The 19,778-nt window shown below is 41.7% G+C and carries 17 protein-coding genes and 1 other RNA gene; 4 read left to right on the forward strand and 14 right to left on the reverse strand.

What is annotated here, in order from left to right; genetic code table 11:
• The first annotated feature begins 42 nt into the window (after window positions 1-42).
• Window positions 43-879 carry a hypothetical protein gene (locus OFN98_RS07540; RefSeq protein WP_270874902.1) on the forward strand — a complete coding sequence of 279 codons (837 nt, stop codon included), beginning with the start codon at window positions 43-45 and terminating at the stop codon, window positions 877-879.
• 71 nt (window positions 880-950) lie between these two features.
• On the opposite strand, the gene OFN98_RS07545 is transcribed toward OFN98_RS07540, so the two are convergent.
• Window positions 951-1,442, reverse strand: a complete 492-nt coding sequence (locus tag OFN98_RS07545; protein ID WP_270858171.1) for an EexN family lipoprotein — start codon at window positions 1,440-1,442, stop codon at window positions 951-953.
• 98 nt (window positions 1,443-1,540) lie between these two features.
• Entirely contained in the window at window positions 1,541-3,172 is a 1,632-nt protein-coding gene (gene hcp, locus OFN98_RS07550; protein ID WP_270874903.1) for a hydroxylamine reductase, read from the reverse strand.
• A 90-nt stretch (window positions 3,173-3,262) separates the two neighbouring features.
• Here hcp and OFN98_RS07555 point away from each other — a divergent pair, with 90 nt between their 5' ends.
• The gene (locus OFN98_RS07555) at window positions 3,263-3,913 is read left to right on the forward strand and encodes a Crp/Fnr family transcriptional regulator (protein ID WP_270874904.1); all 651 of its coding nucleotides are present in this window, start codon (window positions 3,263-3,265) and stop codon (window positions 3,911-3,913) included.
• Between the two features lie 298 nt (window positions 3,914-4,211).
• On the opposite strand, the gene OFN98_RS07560 is transcribed toward OFN98_RS07555, so the two are convergent.
• From OFN98_RS07560 to panB, 3 genes are all read right to left on the reverse strand, one after another.
• Window positions 4,212-5,960, reverse strand: a complete 1,749-nt coding sequence (locus tag OFN98_RS07560) for a phosphoethanolamine transferase (RefSeq protein ID WP_270874905.1) — start codon at window positions 5,958-5,960, stop codon at window positions 4,212-4,214.
• 86 nt (window positions 5,961-6,046) lie between these two features.
• Window positions 6,047-7,060 carry a Holliday junction branch migration DNA helicase RuvB gene (gene ruvB / locus OFN98_RS07565; RefSeq protein WP_270874906.1) on the reverse strand — a complete coding sequence of 338 codons (1,014 nt, stop codon included), beginning with the start codon at window positions 7,058-7,060 and terminating at the stop codon, window positions 6,047-6,049.
• A gap of 9 nt (window positions 7,061-7,069) precedes the next feature.
• The gene (gene panB, locus OFN98_RS07570; protein ID WP_270874907.1) at window positions 7,070-7,864 is read right to left on the reverse strand and encodes a 3-methyl-2-oxobutanoate hydroxymethyltransferase; all 795 of its coding nucleotides are present in this window, start codon (window positions 7,862-7,864) and stop codon (window positions 7,070-7,072) included.
• A 103-nt stretch (window positions 7,865-7,967) separates the two neighbouring features.
• Between panB and ssrA the strand changes: the two genes are divergently transcribed.
• Together ssrA and OFN98_RS07580 are read left to right on the forward strand one after the other, a co-directional pair.
• Window positions 7,968-8,328, forward strand: a transfer-messenger RNA (tmRNA) gene (gene ssrA / locus OFN98_RS07575).
• Between the two features lie 64 nt (window positions 8,329-8,392).
• A complete protein-coding gene (locus OFN98_RS07580) occupies window positions 8,393-9,151 on the forward strand; it encodes a metallophosphoesterase family protein (protein WP_270874908.1) in 759 nt (252 codons plus the stop codon).
• Window positions 9,152-9,235: 84 nt separating this feature from the next.
• Here the strand turns inward: OFN98_RS07580 and OFN98_RS07585 are convergent, their stop codons facing one another.
• From OFN98_RS07585 to OFN98_RS07625, 9 genes are all read right to left on the reverse strand, one after another.
• Window positions 9,236-9,736 carry a hypothetical protein gene (locus OFN98_RS07585; RefSeq protein ID WP_270874909.1) on the reverse strand — a complete coding sequence of 167 codons (501 nt, stop codon included), beginning with the start codon at window positions 9,734-9,736 and terminating at the stop codon, window positions 9,236-9,238.
• Between the two features lie 125 nt (window positions 9,737-9,861).
• Entirely contained in the window at window positions 9,862-10,542 is a 681-nt protein-coding gene (locus OFN98_RS07590) for a 3-methyladenine DNA glycosylase (RefSeq protein ID WP_270874910.1), read from the reverse strand.
• A complete protein-coding gene (locus OFN98_RS07595; protein ID WP_270874911.1) occupies window positions 10,529-11,377 on the reverse strand; it encodes an ATP-binding protein in 849 nt (282 codons plus the stop codon). The genes OFN98_RS07590 and OFN98_RS07595 overlap by 14 nt, the downstream gene beginning before the upstream one ends.
• Window positions 11,370-14,345 carry a DEAD/DEAH box helicase gene (locus OFN98_RS07600; protein WP_270874912.1) on the reverse strand — a complete coding sequence of 992 codons (2,976 nt, stop codon included), beginning with the start codon at window positions 14,343-14,345 and terminating at the stop codon, window positions 11,370-11,372. The genes OFN98_RS07595 and OFN98_RS07600 overlap by 8 nt, the downstream gene beginning before the upstream one ends.
• Window positions 14,345-15,247, reverse strand: coding sequence for a M23 family metallopeptidase (locus OFN98_RS07605; RefSeq protein ID WP_270874913.1), 903 nt, complete (start codon window positions 15,245-15,247; stop codon window positions 14,345-14,347). Before OFN98_RS07605 ends, OFN98_RS07600 begins: the two co-directional genes overlap by 1 nt.
• Complete coding sequence (locus tag OFN98_RS07610; RefSeq protein ID WP_270874914.1) at window positions 15,234-16,457, reverse strand: Mur ligase family protein; 1,224 nt, start codon at window positions 16,455-16,457, stop codon at window positions 15,234-15,236. The genes OFN98_RS07605 and OFN98_RS07610 overlap by 14 nt, the downstream gene beginning before the upstream one ends.
• Window positions 16,438-16,989 carry an LPS assembly lipoprotein LptE gene (lptE, locus tag OFN98_RS07615; RefSeq protein ID WP_270859283.1) on the reverse strand — a complete coding sequence of 184 codons (552 nt, stop codon included), beginning with the start codon at window positions 16,987-16,989 and terminating at the stop codon, window positions 16,438-16,440. Before lptE ends, OFN98_RS07610 begins: the two co-directional genes overlap by 20 nt.
• 6 nt (window positions 16,990-16,995) lie before the next feature.
• Window positions 16,996-19,428, reverse strand: coding sequence for a leucine--tRNA ligase (gene leuS, locus OFN98_RS07620; protein WP_270874915.1), 2,433 nt, complete (start codon window positions 19,426-19,428; stop codon window positions 16,996-16,998).
• An 8-nt stretch (window positions 19,429-19,436) separates the two neighbouring features.
• Window positions 19,437-19,778: a DUF6394 family protein gene (locus OFN98_RS07625; RefSeq protein WP_270859281.1), complete on the reverse strand. Its 342-nt coding sequence runs from the start codon at window positions 19,776-19,778 to the stop codon at window positions 19,437-19,439.

The following is a 19,778-nucleotide window of genomic DNA, read 5'->3' on the forward strand; positions in this document are numbered from 1 at the left end:
ATATAAAAAGATAAAATCTCGCATTTTATTAAAGGAATTTTTATGAAAAAAATATTGCTGTTTTTATCTCTTGTAGGGCAAATTTTGGCTTTTGATAAAGTGGAATTTGTAAAAGAACTTAGCAATTTAGACGCAAACAACTCTACCCAAACACAAAAATTGCTAGATTTGAGCCGGGAGTGGCAAGATGAAAATATAGCAAATTTAACAAAGCTCAAAACCTTGAAAAATCAAGAATTTGTAGAATATTTTCTACTAGATCAAAGGCTAAATTTCTTACTTATTGCAACTCAAACACAAAATCAAAACAAATTCGATAAGACCTTGGAGTTTTACAAAGAGTATTTGCAAGAAAAGGTCGATTTTCTGCTCTCAAACGGCACGGAAAATTTAGCCAAATTTAACGAGCTAGAAACCTGCGTAGGCGATCCATGCGGACACCCAACCGAAGTGCTAAATCTAGCTGGCATATTGCAAGCTCTGAAAGAAATGCAAAATGTAGATTTGCAAATCGTCAAAAAAATCAGCGCCCAAGCAGGCAAAGACTACAAGTCTTATCTATACGAACGCTCATTTACAGAGCAAAAATCCCAATTATTAGAACTTTTGCATAAAAAGAGCTTGGAAGCGCATTTTGAGGCTTTGGCTACATTTAGCAACAAAAACGAAGAGATAGTAAGTGGCTTTCACAACTACTTTTTTTATCAATATTTAACGGGACTTTATACGGCTCAATTTTACGCTGGATTTTTGATTTATGATGATAAAAAACACGGTATTGGGTTAAATAAAGTTAAAAAGTATATAAATTTACACCCCGAAATTTGCACCATTTACCCAGAATTTTTGCGAAAAGAAATCGCAAAATTATGCAAATAAGATTATTGAAATTTAAAAGAAAATTCCGCGCCAGTATTTGGGATTTGCGAAGCAAAATTTTAAAATTTTGCCTATTTTACAATGATTTTAGCCGAATTTGCCACTGAAATTTCGCCCTGTCTAAACTCATTATAAATCACGGCGCAAAACTCATCATCTCGGTTTATCACAAGCCACATTTCATCTCCACTTTTGCGCTCAAACTCCGCACAAACCACGCTTCCCACACGCAAAGGAAGCGAGACGCCACTCATAGAAGCAGGCGCGCCAAACTCGCCCTGCGCGATATAATGCGTGGTGAAATCCTGCACAATCGCTCCTATGCTAAGCTTGGCACGATTTGCTTCTAAATCCATTTTCGCCGCCACTTGCGAAAGCGCCGTGCTCGCGTTTGCGCACTCTTTGGCTGTTTTTTTGGATTTGTTTTTTATGCCTTTGCACTGCGCTACTCGCTCTTTGGCTGCGCTTAAATTCGCCCTGTAATAATCCACGCTTTTTTCACTTTCGCAACCCAAAAAAACGGCGCAAAACGCCACAATAGCGCAAAATTTTATAAATTTCATTTTTAGCCTTTTTGTGAAATTTGAAGAAAGATTATAGCGAATTTGGGGTTAAAATTTGCTCGCCAAAACGGCGAGCATAAAAGGAGAACTATTATTATTTATCCAACAAGCAATCTCATATCGGCCTCAACCGAGCTAATGCCCGCAATACCGAAGTTTTCGACCAATACCTTTGCCACATTTGGCGATAAAAACGCTGGAAGTGTAGGGCCAAGGTGGATATTTTTCACGCCAAGATATAAAAGCGCTAAAAGCACGATAACCGCCTTTTGCTCATACCAAGCGATATTAAACGCTAGTGGAAGTTCATTTATATCATTTAGACCGAAAATTTCTTTTAATTTCAAAGCAATTAGCGCAAGTGAGTATGAATCGTTGCACTGACCAGCGTCTAGGACACGCGGGATTCCGCCGATATCGCCAAGGCTAAGCTTATTATATTTGTATTTCGCACAACCTGCGGTTAAAATCACGGTGTCTTTTGGCAAAGCTTTTGCAAACTCAGTGTAATACTCCCTAGATTTCGCCCGTCCGTCGCACCCAGCCATGACGACAAATTTACGGATTGCGCCTGATTTTACCGCTTCTACGACTTTATCTGCAAGTGCAAAAACTTGTGCGTGAGCAAAACCGCCTACGATTTTACCACTTTCGATTTGTGTCGGTGGGGCACAGGTTTTGGCCTGCTCGATTATGGCGCCAAAATCCTTATTTTCGCCGTGTTCGCCCTTAATGTGCAAGCAACCCTCCACGCCCACAGCCCCTGTCGTCCAAAGTCTGTGTTTGTAGCTCTCAGGCGGGATTATGACGCAGTTTGTCGTCATCAAAATCGGTCCGTTAAATTTCTCAAATTCATCTTTTTGTTTCCACCACGCATTACCGTAATTTCCGATGAAATTCGGATATTTTTTGAAAAACGGATAGTAGTGAGCTGGAAGCATTTCAGAGTGTGTATAGACATCTACGCCACTGCCTTGTGTCTGCTCCAATAGCATTTCTAAATCGCGCAAATCATGCCCTGAAATTAAAATTCCGGGGTTTTTCCCTACGCCGATATTTACTTCGCTAATCTCAGGATTGCCGTAAGCGCCTGTATTTGCGCTATCTAGCAAAGCCATGCCAGATACGCCAAATTTGCCAGTCTCCATGGCAAGAGCGATTAAATCATCAATGCTTAGGCTATCATCAAGGGTTTTTGCCAAAGCCTCTTGGATAAAAATATCAATGCTCTCATCTTCCTTATTTAGGGCGTTTGCGTGTTTCATATACGCAGCAAGTCCCTTTAATCCATAAGTGGTAAGCTCTCTTAGACTTCGTTTGTCCTCATCAGCCGTGCTTAAAACTCCGACTTCTCTTGCTTTTTGTGCAAATTCGCTCTCATCTCCCTCCCAAAGGGCAAAGTTTGGCAAATTTGAACAATCGCCTAAATTTGCGATAAGCGATTTTTTCATTTCTAGGGTTTTTTTGATAATTGCGATAATCGCAGGATTATCGAAATTTGCGTTTGTGATAGTTACGAATAAATTCATCGTTACTCTGTGATTTACCTCTTTTGCTACGCTTTTACCCTGCGCCCTTAGCGCACAGGCGACGCTAGAAAGAGCTTTTGTAACCCACACTAGCAGATCTTGCATAGCTGCAACTTCTGGCTTTTTACCACATACGCCACTAATCGTGCAGCCTGTGTTTTTAGCCGTCTCTTGGCATTGGAAACAAAACATATTTTCCATAATTTCTCCTTTAAAATTTGAAATTCAAGGCGCATTATAATATAATGCAAAATTAATTTCTGTTGTTATAACAACAAAAAGGCAAAATTTATGAATTTATCCAAAACCATACTTTTTAACGGCATAAGCGAAGATGAGATTGCAGATTTGCTCCCTTGCTTGGAAGCACAAAGGGCGAAATTCGCCAAAGATGAGATAATCTTTCGCTGTGGGGACACCACTGCGAAAATCGGGCTCGTGTTAAGCGGGAGCGTGGATATTGTCGTAAATTTCTTGCGTGGAAATAGCAATATTTTTGGGCGTATTACCAGAGGCGATATATTTGCTGCAAACTACGCCATAAGCGCAAAACCCCTAGAATGCGATGTCGTAAGCGCAGAGGCAAGTGAAATTTTATTTTTAAATTTGCGCAAAATTCTAACTTCTTGTGCCAAAAATTGCCCCTATCATCACAAAATCATCTATAATCTGTTTAAAATTTCAAGCAACAAAAACCTAAATCTCTCAGCCCGTATGATGCACACTGCGCCCAAGACTATACGAGAGAGATTGCTTTCTTATTTTGGTGAGCAAGCACTCAAAAACGCAAGCACCAGCTTTTGTGTGCCGTTTTCTAGGCAGGGGCTGGCTGATTATCTAGGTGTGGATCGAAGCGCTATGTCAAACGAACTTAGCAAAATGGCAAAAGACGGACTAATAAGCTATGATAAAAACGAATTTCGCCTGAATTTTGATATTTGAAATTTTTTAAAATTTGCAAAATTTTGCGTTAAATTTTGCAAATTTAACGCAATTCAATCAAAAAGTCCCCGCTCATCGGGGCTGGTTTCGTATCCCAGAGCCGATTTTGCGCGCACACTCATAATGCGCCCTTTGGCTGCGCTTAAATTTGCCCTGTAATAATCCACGCTTTTTTTCGCTTTCGCAGCCTAAAAAACGGCGCCTAGTATCGCCAAAACACAAAAATTTATAAATTTCATAATTTGCCTTTTAAATTAATTTAAAAAAACATTATAATATTTTTATGCAAAATTTAAAACTATTCTAAAATTTTTCTTTTTCCATGAAGCGTTTTAAAACGGCTTTTATTTGCGTCGTAAAATTCGCCGGAAATATCATTATACGGCTCATCGACTGATGATTTTATCCCCATAATGCCACTTATGAAATTAAATATCAAATCATTTGTAAAATACTCATTTTCATTGGCTTTGATTTGTGCAAATTTTTGCGAATTTAAAGCTATCCAATCATCGCTAAAATACGCAAAAAACGGGATTTGCGCCATATCCATAGTAAAATTTGAGCTATCGTGCTGATAAAGCATATCCTCGCCGTGATCAGCGCAATACACAAGCGCCTTGAAATTTGGCATTTTGCTCACTTTTTCATAGATTTTTTGCACAATAAAATCATTATAAAATACCGCATTGTCGTATTTTGATTCAAATTTTACAAAATCTTTTGGATACCTTGCTTCGTATTTCCAGTGTGCGCCCATAAGGTGCAAGATAAGAAGCGTTTTATCCCCGAATTTCATCTTATCGATTTTTGGCAAAATTTTCTCATCATAAGGCTCTTCTGGGCGATGAAATCTATCTGTGCCTAGCGCAGTGAGCCAAAATTTTTGATTTGCGCTAGCAAAAAGCATAGAAAGTGGAGAGCCATAAATGCCGTGTTTTGCTTGATTTGAAATATATATGGTTTCAAAATTTGCCATTTTTGCCAGTTCTATTAGGCTAATAGCCTTTTCTTGCGGGATTTCATTGTATTGATTTCGCGCTGTCATAAACTGATAAAGCACATGGATTGTGAAGCTGTGATTTGAAAAGGCATTTGTGAAAAATACCGAGTTGCCTTGCTTTGCAAATTCGCGCAAAAACGGCGTAGTATCGTGCTTGTAACCATACACGCTCATGTGATTTTTGTTTTGGCTTTCGCCGATGACAAGGACATAAAGAGCCTTTTCGTCGCTAAATTTTAAATTTTTTACGCCACTAATTCGCTCGTTTTCGTTTTGCTTAAATTTGTCTAGGCTTTGCAAAAATTCATTTGCCTTATCTAACGATATGGCATAAATTTGCATTTTTCTAAAATTAAATTTAGTAAAAATATCAAATGCCAAAAGCACGCATATAGCCACTTTTAATACTGCGCCGAAATCAAATTTAACGAAATTTAATCGCTCAAAGTTAGAAAAAATGACAAAATACGACAAAATAAAAAAAGCAATGATTAAGGGCAAATAAAGGTTAAATTTCGTGTTTAGGTATTCTATGGCTTCGCCTGGTTCGCTTTGGAGTATCGCTATAAGCGAGTATTCGTTAAAAAGTCCACCTGTTTGCGAAAAATACACTAGATAAAATGCGCTAGGAATTATCATCAAAACAAAGAGCAAAATTCGCGCTATTTTAAATTTAATCAATCTAAAAACTATAAGTAAAACAAATGCCAAAACAGCGAAAAAAGCGAAATTTAGACTAGCTCTACGAGTCGCTAAAAGGGTGTGTGTAGTAAATGTCAAAAACAGCGGAATGCTTATGAGTAAAAAGATAAAGCAAAATTTCTTAAAAAACGCCGCTCGCTCCTGCCAAAGCCCCCCCCCAATGGCGATAAAAGCGCTCACAAAAATCATATCGATTAAGAAAAATTTAACTGCTACTAATCCTATTGGCATGCCCTTAACTAGGACATACGCAAGCGATACAAACAAAATATACGAAAGCGCAAAAAGCACGAAAAAATTAAGTGAATTTACTCGTAAATTTATAAAATTTAAATCTTTCAATCTCCCTCCTTTTACTAAATTTACAATATTTCGCCGTGTGTGTAACTTGCAAAATGCTATTTATTAAATTTATTCGGATTTTAAATTTAATCAAAAAGTCCCCGTTCATCGGGGCTGGTTTCGTATCCTAGGGCTGATTTTGCGCGCACGCTCATAATGCGCCCTTTGGCTGTCTTTTCGATATATCCGTTTGCCAGTAAATACGGCTCGATGACATCTTCGATCGTGCCTTCATCTTCACTAAGTGCCGCTGCGATGGTGCTTAGCCCCATGGCTCTCTTGCCCGCTTCGCCCAAAATCGCAAGGTATCGCAAATCCATCTCATCAAATCCAAGCTCATTGACCCCAAGCGCGTCCAAACCCTCGTTTGCGCGCTCTTTGGTGATGATTTCCTCGTCTTTGACCTCAGCAAAATCTCTTATGCGTTTCAAAAGTCGAAGCGCGATGCGTGGCGTGCCACGGCTACGACGCGCGATCTCGCTACTAGCGTCTTTTTCGCATTCTTTTTCGAGTTTGATCGAGGCGATTTTTACGATTTTGGCTAGTTCTTTTGGTGTGTAAAATTGCAGGCGAAACTGCATACCAAAGCGATCTCGCAGTGGCGCTGAAATCATACCGGCTCTGGTCGTAGCACCGATAAGTGTAAATTTTGGCAGATCGATTTTAATGGTTTGGGCAGCAGGTCCTGAGCCGATGACGATATCAAGGCGGAAATCCTCCATCGCAGAATATAGCACCTCTTCGATCGCTGGGCTAAGGCGGTGAATTTCATCGATAAAAAGCACATCACCCTCTTCGAGATTTGTCAAAATCGCGGCCAAATCGCCGCTTTTTTCTATCATAGGAGCGGCGGTTACTTTGATATTAGCCCCCATTTGCGTGGCGATAATGTGCGCAAGCGTGGTCTTGCCAAGCCCTGGTGGCCCATAAAACAGCACATGATCTAGGCACTCGGCGCGCTTTTTAGCGGCCGTGATTGCTATGTTTAGGTTCGATTTGATTTTTTCTTGCCCGATATAATCCTCGAAATTCGCCGGTCTTAGCGAAATTTCCGACGCTTCATCTAGTTTTAATTTTTCTATTTCTACGATTCTGTCCATTAAATTTACCTATTTCAAATACTCAAATTCTTCGCTTGGGAATTTGCCAGTTTTTACATCGTTAGCGTAGTTTTTCACAGCTTCTCGCACGAGTTCGGCGCCGTTTAGGTAGCGTTTTACAAATTTTGGCTTAAACTCGTCAAAAAATCCTAGCATATCGCTCCACACTAGCACCTGTCCGTCGCACGACCCTGCGCCGATACCGATAACAGGGATATTTGCTACGCTCATTACTTTGTTAGCTACGCTTGAAATGGTGCCTTCGAGCAGAAGCAAAACCGCCCCAGCATCTTGCACGGCTTTGGCGTCATCAAGTAGCGAATTTAGTGCGTTTTTCTCGCGACCGCTTACTTTGTAGCCACCTTGAAAGCGAGAAAGTTGCGGGCGCAGTCCTATGTGGCTCATAACGGCAATGCCGTTTTTGCTAAGAAGCTCGACGGTAGCGGCAAAGTCCTTTCCGCCTTCGATTTTAACGGCGTCGCAACCTGTTTTTTCATAGACTTTGGCGCAGTTTTTAAGCGCAAGCTGGGGCGTGGCGCACGAACAAAACGGCATATCCACGACCAAATACGGGCGAGTTAGACCACGCCTGACAGCCCTTGCGTGATAAATCATCTCATCGACACTTATGCCGATTGTCTCAGCGTGTCCGCCAAAGCTCATATTTAGGCTATCTCCTACTAGCACCATATCGACTTGATCGTTAAAAATTTTGGCAAAAAGTGCGTCATAGGCTGTAATCATAACGATTTTTTCGCTGTTTTCTTTCATTTTATAAAGGTCATTTATAGTGATTTTTGCCATATTTAATCCTTTAAAATTTTTTGCGATTATAGCCTAAATTTGGCAAATTTAACCCAAATTTGACAATATAAAATTTTTGAAGTAAAATGTGCGACTTCCTTTTGGGGGTGACTTGGCTTCGACAGAAATGGATTGGTCAAGGTGGCATGCCGCTTCGGATATAGCGTATAAAATCCAAATTAAAATTAAACGCAAATAACAAAAATTTTGCTCCTGCTTACGCAAAAGTAGCGTAATCGCAGTCGAGCCCTGCACTGCGCCCATACTATCTAAGCGCGGTAGCGGGTAATCCTAGATAGCGTAGTTTCGCGCTCTGACGAGGCGCGGGGCGAAATTTAGTCTTTGCTTTGGCGAGTTGTTTTGGAAAGTGAGCAAGCCGGGGCGAGAATTTCACTTTTGCTAAGCATGTAGAGGCTTTGGTCGTTTGTTTTTGGACTGCGGTTCGATCCCGCACACCTCCACCATTTAAGCTTTTTTTAAGTTATTTTCATAAAATTTACAAAATTTCACAAATTTAAAGGCAAAACAATGGCTAGAATTTTCATCACAGGCGATACACACGGCGGTTGGCGTGGGTTTAGCGGTGAAATGAAAAGGTTTGAAAAGTTTAGATACAAAACCGAAAAAGAGCTTTGCAAAGATGATTTTCTCATTATCGCAGGAGATTTTGGCTTTATTTGGGAGAGCAAACCAGATAAAGATGAAATTCGTTGGCTAAAATACCTTAATGAGCGAAATTACACGACACTTTTTATCGACGGCAACCACGAAAATTTCAATCGCTTAAATTCGTATGAAATTAGCGAATTTCACGGCGGAAAAGTGCATAAAATTTCTGAGAGCATATATCATTTAATGCGGGGGCAGGTTTATGAGCTTGCAGGGCACAAAGTCCTTAGTATGGGCGGTGCGGCGAGTATCGACAGAGAGTATCGCACGCAAAACATATCGTGGTGGGAGGGCGAAAATATCAGCGAGGCTGAGCTAAACGAGGCTTACAAAAACCTCGCCAAGCACGATTTTAGCGTGGATTTGGTGCTTTCGCACACTGCGCCGAATTCTATTGCGCCAAAGGTGCTAGCCATAAACGAGTTTGCGCTAGATTTCCGCGATCTAAACGGCGATTTGTTAGAAGAAATTTATCGCAAAATCAAATTTAAAAAGTGGTTTTTCGGACACTTTCACGAGGAGCTTTTTTGCGTAAATAGCCAGTTTGTCACACTTTGGCACGATATAGTGGAGCTGAAATTTGAGAGCGAGAAAATCAAGCATTTGTGCGTGATTTAATCTTGCTTCGCAAATTCTAAACACTGCGCCGAAATTTTAAAATTTCCAAGGGGCAAAACCATTTAAAATTTTGCCATTTTGGGTTTATTTATGCTTTTTTCGTTTATTCTTGCGCGGTTTTGACTTGCCAGCTTTATCACCAGTAAAAATTTCATTTTTATGTGCATATTTTTGTTTTAAATAGCGCTCGTAATCCACCAAATCCCCAAAACATTGTTTGCACCTTAAATTTTTTACCTCATAAAAATAAAAAGTCTTTTGACAATTTTTGCAAAAAAATAGTTTATTTTGATTGCTTTTTTTACCAAATAAAAAAGCAAAAAGCGAGGCAAAAGCCACAATAAAAGCAAAAATTTTGCCCCTTGTGCCAAGTCTTACCCAGCCTTGGTATTTGTTCCACACTTTATATCCGTTTAGCGAAGCAAAGCCATCAAAAAAAGAGATTGCAGATATCATAAAAGTGCCAAGCTTATCAGAGCGAAAAGCATAGATAAAAAAGAGCATAACACAAATAAAAATGATGTCGAAATAATCCATACCAACACTAGATAAAAGCCCATTTATAAGGCTGTTTTGCCTAAGCATTTCTATGCCAATACAGACAAAAGACAAAAAAAGAAAAATTTGAAAATAGTTTTTATTTTTTATCTGGCTAGGTAGCGATAAAAGGGTGTAAATCACGAGAAAGATTGTTAGAAAAATTTGGATTTTTAACTGCATTTTAACTCATCAAACAAATTTATCGCAAATTCGTCGAATTTTTTACCTTTTAAGTGTGCTTTGCAAAATTCTACGATTAGTCCGTGAAATAGCGCAAATGCGCCGTTTTCGTCGTTTGAAAAATTTTTGTAGCGAGAATTTGCTAGTTTAAAAACTTCGCTAAATTCTAGCCCGCCAAGCCACTCGCTAAGCTCGTCATAGCTCTCAAACTCATATCCAAGCGCGCCTAGCAAACGCGCAGAGTAGCTATCTGCGACCATTACAGCCCTTCCGCACGCATAGCACAAAATCGCGTCGCAGGTTTCCGCGCCTATGCCTTTTTGGCTTATCAGCCACTCACGGCTTACGGCGCACGCGAAATTTTCAAAGTCGCCAAATTCTGCCTCAATCACCCTGCAAAGCGAATTTAGCCGTTTTGCTTTTTGATTATAAAATCCGCTTGGTTTGATAATTTCTGCCAAATTTTCCACGCTTAAATTTGCTAAATTTTGCAAATCCAAAAGCCCAAATTTCCTTAAATTTTCAAGTGCGAGTTCGGCGTTTTTCCAGTTTGTGTTTTGGATCAGTATCGCGCCGACAATCACTTCAAATTCGCCAAAATTCGGCCACCAGCGAAAATCATCAAATTTAATCGCGCCAAAAAGTGCGCGAAATAGCTCAGTCGCGCTCATTTTCGGGGCTAAATTTCGAAAAAAATTCGCTTGCATAGCTTAGCGCAAACTGCTTTGCAATCCGCCCACTTCGGCTCGCCCTAACCCTCGCAAACTCGCTAGCTTTGGCGCGCAATTCATCAAGTGCGCTAGAAAATTTTGCCCTAAAATCCTCCACGCTCATAAATCTAAATGCCGCGAAATAGCTCTCCACCACGCCCAAATACTCGCTCATATTGCCACTATAAAAGCTAAGTTGCAAGCCAAATCGCTCGCTAAGGCTAATGCGCTCGTTTTTGGCGTCGCTTAAATGAAGCTCGTCGGTGCCCACCTGCGCGCCCATGTTGTCGCTAGCTAGCTCGCTTAAAATGTGTCTGCGATTCGAGGTCGCATACATTAGCACATTTTTTGGCGCGCGCTCCATAGAGCCGTCAAGTAACGGTTTTAGGTGCTTGTAGGCGTTTTCGCCAAGCTCGAAGCTTAAATCATCGCAAAAAATAATGAAATAATAATCCTGAGCGCGAATTTCATCGATTATGTCGATGAGATACTCCAAATCATCTTTGCCGATTTCGACGATTTTAAGCCCGTCTTGCAAAAATTTCGTAAAAACTGCCTTTGCTAGGCTTGATTTGCCACACCCTGGCTCGCCCCAGAGCAAGGCGTGATTTGCCCCGCGCCCGTGGATAAAATTTCGCGTATTTTCTACAAGCGCGGTTTTTTGCGCCTCCAAGCCACAAAGCGCGTTAATATCCACAAAATCAATATCCTCTATCGCCCGCAGTTTTAATCCGTGTCTGCGAAACTGCGCTACTTGCACGCTTTGCCAATCTATTTTCAAATTTAACTCAGACATTTTTATTTTCCTTTCGCAAATACACTAAAATTTCCGCTAGCACATCATCATCGTCTTTCGAAGGCGATTTTAGGCGGATTTTCTCGCCATTTTTATCTGTGATTACGATATTTACTTCCATGCTCGAAATCGCGCGCACACCGATATTTTGGGCTAGCACCTTTATCATCATCATATCAATGAATTGTTTGGTATAAACATCAGCCTTGCCGAATCTATCCTCGATTTCAGCGTAAATTTCATTTATTTGCATAGCGTTTTCGCATTTGCTAAGCCTGCGGTAAATATCAAGTCGCAACCTATCCTCTGCGATATATTCGCTGTTTAAAAAGGCATTGACTGAAATTTTAAGCTCGACGCTTGAAATGATTGTTTTTTGGTTTAAAAGCTTGTTTATCTCATCTTCTAGCATACGCAGATACAGGCTGTATCCGATAGCCTCGATATGCCCGCTTTGCGCTTCACCGACAAGGTTTCCACCACCTCTGATTTCTAGGTCGTGATACGCTAGCACTGAGCCCGAGCCTAGAAATGAGTTGCTCTCTAATGCCACGAGCCGTTTTAGCGCGTCGCTAGTAAGGGTAGTTTTATCGCCAATCAAATAGTAGCAAAATGCCTGTTTGTTGCTGCGCCCTACCCTGCCACGAAGCTGGTGCAGGTCTGCTATGCCGAATTTATCGGCATTGTCGATTAAAATCGTATTGACGCGTGGCATGTGGATTCCACTCTCGACTATGCTCGTGCATAGCATGAGATCATACTCGCCAGCGATAAATTTAGCTATCTCGTCCTCGGTGGTTTGCGCATCGATTTTAGAGTGTAAGATTACGATTTTTAAATTTGGCAAAATTTCAAGCAGCCGTTTTTTCACGCTAGGCATACTTGCGATATGATTATGCATATAAAAAATCTGCCCGCCACGGCGAAGCTCGCGCGTAATCGCCTCTTTTACGATTTTTTCGTCCCATTCTTTGACCATTGTGCGCACATCGAGGCGATCAAGTGGCGGAGTTAGAAGCGTGCTATAACTCTTAATCTGGCTTAACGCCATATTTAGCGAGCGTGGAATCGGCGTAGCAGACATGCTTAAAAGGTGCGAATTTTGCGATTTTTCCTTTAATTTCTCTTTTTGTTTTACGCCGAATTTATGCTCTTCATCGACGATTACAAGCCCTAAATTTGGCGCTTCGACATTTAGCAGGCTATGCGTGCCTACGCACACAATCGCTTCGTTATTTTTAAGCCGTTTTAAAATTTCGCTTTTTTCCTTTGCCTTGCTAAATCTATCTAGCCTAAAAACAGGGATTTCAAACTCTTCAAATCTCGCTTTTAGCGTGGCGTAGTGCTGAGCGCACAGCAAAGTCGTCGGCACGAAAAAAAGTGCTGAAAAGCCACTTTTTATCGTGGCAAATATCGCGTTCATCGCCACTTCTGTCTTGCCAAAGCCCACATCGCCGCTTAATAGCCTATCCATGACCTTGCCACTACGCAAATCTTGCAAAATCGCGCTAATCGCGCTTTCTTGATCTGGCGTGTATGAAAACCCGCTAGAAGCGATAAATTTGGCGTAATTTGGGCCAGTATTTTCTATCATCACGCCACGAATTAGCTCGCGTTTAGCGGCGGTTTGGATTATTTTGCTAGCGATGACAAAGAGCTTTTCGCGCACCTTTTCTTTGATTTTCGCAAAGCTTGCCTTGCCTAGGCGATCAGGGCTTACTACGCCACCGCCAGCGATATATTTGTCGATTTTGTTTAGGTATTCCACAGGCAAAAGTAGTTTGTCGCCGCCTTCGTATATCAGGGCGACAAACTCACGCGAATGCCCCAAAACGGTGGCTAGTTCAAGACCAGCGAATTTGGCGATTCCGTAGTCTTCATGCACGACAAAATCGCCAGGATTTAGCTCATCGAGCGCAAGGCTAGATTTGCGAACGCGCTTTTTAGGGATTAGCTTGTTTAATGAAACGATAATCTCATCAGAGCTGATTAAATTTAAGATAAAATCCTCTTTTAAAATTTTCGCATTGCTTAAATTTGAGAGATCCAAATGCGCCAAAAGTGCGTCATTTCGCGCGATAATGGTAATTTTATCATTTTTGTGAAATTCGAAAAATTCGCTATTTGGCGTGATTTGCAAATCCTTAAATTTACGCGCGGCAGGTATTAGCGGCAGTGTATCAAGGACGCTTAGATCCCTTTCGGCAAAGATTTCATCTTTTTTGATAGGACACGCTAAAACCGCGCTAAATTCTTGCAAATAATCCGCAAACCCATCAATAAACCAAAACCCAAGCGAAGTTAAATCGTTAATCAAAGCGTCGCTATCAAAGGCGCTAATTTTTTCGTTTGCGCTCTCAAACTCGCCCTTGTTTAAATTCGCCAAAAACGGCTCAATCTCGACGCTTTCTAGCTCGATTTTTTCGGATTTTTGCGTATCAATGTCAAAATGCCTAATGCTCTCGATTTCATCATCATCGAGCAAAACCCTCACCCCGCACTCGCCCCCAAGCGGGAAAATATCGATAATCTCGCCACGAAAGCTAATCTCGCCTGCGCTTTCGACGACCTGCGTCACGCTGTATCCAAGGCGCAAAATTTCATCTTTGAATTCAGCCAAATTTAGCTTTTGGGCGAATTCGATTTTTATCCCTTTTAATTGCGATTTTGTGGGGAGTTTGTTTAAAATCGTGCGAACTGGCGAGATTAAAATTTTGCGCCCTTCGCATTTGTAATACGCGCCAAGCGAGCGTGAAATGCCGATTAGCTCGTCGTAGTAGCTTCGCAAATCCTCGCCAAAATGCGCCCTAAAATCAGGCAAAACAAAGGTTTTAAAACCCAAAAATTTCAGCACCTCAGCGCAAAGCGCGCTATCTTTTTCATCATCTGTGATTAAAATTTGAGGACAAATTTGCGCAGAATTTTGCGCTAAAATTTGCGAAAAATACTCATAAATTCTAGCTTGCATTATTTTTGCGCCCCACTTTGAAGCTGGCTTTGCAAGACGCGGTTTATCTCATACCACGATACATTTGGCTCGACCGACCAGATATTTAAATTCGAGCTGTCCCACAGCATGAAATTTAGTGGATCTAGCGTCATACCCAAAAACCGCACCTCATAGTGCAAATGTGGCCCCGTGCTATACCCTGTATTGCCCGTGTAGCCGATAATCGTGCCTTTGCTAACCCACATGCCAGGAGCCACACTAACCGAGCTTAAATGGCCATACCTTGTCGAAAATCCGTAATTATGCGTGATTCGCACGAGTATGCCATATCCGTTTCCACTCTCCCCGGCAAAATCGACAAATCCATCTGCTGTGGCTATTACCGGTGTGCCGACACTGGCGCGCAAATCTATGCCGTGGTGCATGCGTTTGACACCGGCTATCGGGTGCGTGCGCATGCCGTAATTATCGGTGATTCCGCGGTTTTTTATCGGGTAGCGGTTTGGTATGTATTGAAACATCAATTTATAGGTGTTGTCGTTTGCGCTGATTGTTTTAGCGTTTGATTTGTTGCGCTGGGCTAGTCTTTCGCTGAAATACTGCGCGATTTGCGCGTCGCTCTCATCGCCGTCAGGGCCTTCGTTTGCGATATCGAGTGTAGTTTGTTCGCGCATTTGATTTGCCTGAATTATCAAATTTTGATTTTGTTTTTCTAGCTTTTCGATCTGCGCCATTAGCGTAGCATTGGTGGTTTTTAGGTTTTTTTTGTCGTTATTTAGGCGAAAAAGCGCGAAAAACAAAACGAGCAAAAACACAATGATAAATGCGACTAAAATTTTAAGTTGAAAGCGAAAATTCTCGCCAAATTGCATAGTTTTCGAGCCGAAATTATCACTAATTGTGATTTTAGTTTTTGCCAAATTTCGCCCCGTTATTATAAAATTTCAAAAATTCCTCGACTAAATGAAACGAACCAAACACCAAATAAAGCTCATTTTCATAGGTCTCGCCCCCAAATTTGGCGTGCGCGATACCAAGCTCGTCCAAAGCCTGCGTAATCATCTCCCCACCAAGCTTGCGACCTGGGGCCTCATAAGGCAAAATTTGGACATTTTTGATAATCGGCGCAAGGGTTGAGAGAACCTTTTTGATATCCTTATCGGCAAACGCGTTGTAAATCAGCGTAAATTTTTTGCCTGCAAATTCCTTGGCAAGTGCTGCGGCGGCTAGTTCGTTATGCCCCACATCGATAATGATATTTGGAGCGATTGCTTCGGCGCGCCCAGGCAAATCAAGGGGCAAAATTTCAGCAATTTTAAAATTTAAGCCCCAAAATTTCGCCCCAGCCACGGCTAATTTTAAATTTGAATATTGAAAATTTGCTAGATTATGAGTTTTGATATATGTGACGATTTCGCGCTTTTCATCTGTGTTTAAAAAATCGCTTGCAAACGCCAAATTTGCCCCTTTTTGCGCTGCGATTTCACGCGCGATTTTCACGCTAAGGCTGTTCATCTCATCGCTTAAAATCGCGTTTTGCGCCATTGCATTGAGCTTCGTGCGCGAAATTTGCTCTAAATTCTCTCCAAGCATGCCGATATGATCGGTGCCAATAGGGGTAAAAAGCGAAAGCTTGGTATCAAAACTGCTCGTAGCGTCAAACTCGCCACCCATACCAGCCTCGAATACGCAGTAATCACACTCCATAAAATGCACCGCAGCCGCCAAAGTCAGGTATTCGAAATACGAAAGGTTATTTCTAAATTTTGCCGGCAAATTTGCTTGCAAAAACTCGTGCGCACCTTGCAACTCATCATCGCTAATCTCGCGCCCGTCGCGATAAATGCGCTCATTTAATCTCATAATATGCGGGCTAGTGTAGTGGCCGACGCTAAATTTAGCGCCCAAATTTCGCCCGTTTGCGCCATTTGCACTCATAATAATCCTAGATAAAAATCTGCCAGTGCTTCCCTTGCCATTGGTGCCGATGATTTGGGTGATATTTTTTAGCGGGAGTGCGCTACGCACTGCCTCAAATGCAGCTGGAAAACGCTCGTAATCGATCTTTTTATAATAAATCGGACGAGCGTTTAAAAAGTCAAAAACCAAGCTAGTTTTTAGCGCGTTCAAGCTGTATGCCTTTGATCGCAAGCGCAGAAATAAACTCATCAAACGCCTGAGTAGAGGCATTTTCGATAGCGTCATAGCGCTCTTTGTCGCTGATGACTGAGATTGTGTCGTGTTTGTTTTTGACTAAGCGTGAGACCGAAAAATCATGGTCCCCTACGCAGTCTTTGCTAAAAATTTCGCCATTTTTAAGCTTTGTTTTGAAATTTAGCGTCAAATTCGCGCGATAACTCGTAATATAACCGTATCTATCGTAAGTAAGGGCTGTGAAAGTTAGCCTTTTTATGCTGGCTACGATGTAGGTTTGTGCGCTAGATTTGTCGGCTAAATTTGAGCCTAGGCGCGCTACGATACCGCTTTTGACAGCGTCTTTGATAGCCACTGTGTTTTGAGGGTCTGTTTTGCTCATCAGCACATCGACATACACGCTTTTTGACATAATCTGCGAAGTGATTTTAGATACTGGCTGATATCCGCAACCAACAACCAAAACCACAAACGCAAAAACGGCTAAATTTTTAATCAAATTTCTCATTTTTTCCTACTTTACGACCAAATTTACAAGTTTGTTTTTGACATAAATTTCTTTTATTAGCGTTTTATCCTCTAACCATTTTGCGACATTTTCTTTGGCAAGTGCTAAAATTTCCGCCTCGCTCGCGTCCGCATTGGCGTCGATTTCGGCGCGTTTTTTGCCATTTACGGTAACTGCAAGCGTGATAGTATCGCTCACAAAAACCTCAGGCAAAAGCTCAATTTTTGTGAAATTTTTGCGCCCAAAAAGTGTCTGGCTTAGCTCGCTTGCGATATGAGGGACGATTGGTTGAAGTAAATTTAGGATAATAAAATATCCCTCAGTGTAAATATCAGCGTTATCCTGCGCATTTAGGGCATTTAGAGCCTCCATACACGCCGCGATTAGGGTATTAAAGGCGAAATTTTCCGTATAGACATCGTGCGATTTTTTTAGCGCCTCATAGACTTTTAGTCTCGCATATTTTTCATCTTTGCTTAAATTTGCGTGGTTAATGCTAGGAATTTTATCTGTTTTATACGCATTGCTTGAACGCTCATAAAGGCGGTTTAAAAACTTATAAGCGCCCTCTACTGCGCTATCGTTCCACTCTAACTCTTTTGCAGGAGGTGCTGCAAAAAGTATGAAAAGTCGCGCAGTATCAGCCCCATAAGTAGCGATGATATCATCAGGATCGACGGTGTTGCCCTTAGATTTGCTCATTTTTGCGCCGTCTTTTAGCACCATGCCTTGTGTCAAAAGTCTAGCAAACGGCTCGCTATCGCGCAAATATCCCAAATCGCGCAATGCTTTTTGGAAAAATCTAGCATAAAGCAGGTGCAAGATCGCATGCTCGATACCGCCGATGTATTGATCTACGCTCATCCAGTAATTCACGCTCTGCTCGTCAAATGCCTTGCCTGTCCAAGTTTTCTCATCGCTTGCATAGCGCGCGAAATACCAGCTACTCTCGAAAAATGTATCAAGCGTATCGGTCTCGCGAACGGCCTTTCCGCCACATTTCGGGCAGGTGCAGTGCTTCCAAGTAGGGTGCTTATCAAGCGGATTGCCAAGTCCTGTGATTTGCACATCATCAGGCAACGCAACTGGCAAATTTTCGATTTTTTCGCCAACCAAACCGCATTTTTCGCAGTGAATCATAGGAATCGGCGCACCCCAGTAGCGCTGGCGTGAAACGCCCCAGTCGCGGAGTTTGAAATTTACCACGCGAGAGCCTAAATTTCGCTCTTCAAAAATTTGCAAAATTTTCTCATTTGCCTCTTTGTATTTTAGGCCATTTAAAATTTCAGAATTTGCGTAAATTCCTGTTTTTTCGACATGCGGCAAGGTTTCGTTTTCGAAAATATTTATAATTTCAAGTCCAAATTTACTCGCAAACTCAAAGTCCCTCTCATCGCCTGCTGGCACAGCCATAACCGCGCCGTCTCCGTAATCAGCCAAAACAAAATTTGCTATCCACACTGGGATTTTTTTGCCAGTTAGCGGGTGTAGGACATTTACGCCTAGATACGCTCCGTCTTTATCGGCGATTTGTCGCTCTCTTGGGCTTTGGTTTAGGATCGCGCGGACCTTTTGTTCTACATCTTTTGGAAGTAAATTTTTCTCCAAAAGCTTCGCAATAACCGCGTGTTCAGGCGCAAGAGCTGAGTAGCTCATACCATAAATCGTATCAGGGCGAGTCGTAAATACATCAAATCCGTCGATTCCGTCTAGCATCTCACGGCTTTCATCGTCAAATTTAAAGCGGAATTTCAAACCCTCACTTCGTCCAATCCAGTTTTCTTGCATGGTTAGGACTTGATTTGGCCATTTTCCCTCCAAATCCTTCAAGCAATCAAGCAGTTCCTGCGCATAATCAGTGATTTTTAGGTAATATCCTTGCATTTGTTTTTGCACTACTTCATTACCACAGCGCCAGCATTTGCCGTCTTCGACCTGCTCGTTTGCAAGCACGGTGCCGTCGTGTTCGCACCAGTTTAGTAGTGAGCTTTTGCGATAAATCAACCCCTTTTCATACATTTTGATGAAAAATTCCTGCTCCCATTTTGTATAAAGCGGATCAGAAGTGGCTAGCAATCTACGCTTTGAAAAGCTAAAACCAAGCCTGTCTAGCTCATTTTTCATATAATCAATATTTTCGTAAGTCCATTTTTTAGGGTGAATTTTGTGTTTAATCGCTGCGTTTTCTGCTGGCATACCAAAGCTATCAAAGCCGATTGGTTGGAGCACATTATATCCTTGCAAGCGGTAGTAGCGCGAGAGCGCGTCGCCGATAGCGTAGTTTCGCACATGCCCCATGTGGATACGCCCACTTGGGTATGGAAACATCGAAAGGATATATTTTTTAGGTAAGTTATAATCGTCCTTTGGCTCTGCTTCGCCCTCATCGTTCCAAATTTTTTGCCATTTTAACTCTATCTCTTTGCTATTATAAGCCATTATTACTCCTAAAATTCATCTTTTGATTTGGCTGATTCTACGGTGATTAGCACTAATGAGAAAATCACAGCAATCAGCGCGCCGATACAAAGCGCGGTTATGACAGAGAGATCGCCTGGATGAACTATCATAAGCACAAACGCTGGAATTAGGTGCAAATCAGCCACAAGCGAGCTTGCGAAAAGCTCGGCTGAGAGCATATTGCGCACACCGACTTTAAGTAGCGTTGAGACTGCATTAATACTAGCAGCGATAAAGAGCAAAAGCTCGTGTCTTTCGTAGATAAATCCAGCGATTGTAGTCGCACTCATCAAAGCAAAAAATATGTATGTTACTCTTCCCCAGTTCAT

Source organism: Campylobacter sp. JMF_15 NE4 (assembly GCF_027737645.1).
GTDB lineage: Bacteria > Campylobacterota > Campylobacteria > Campylobacterales > Campylobacteraceae > Campylobacter_B.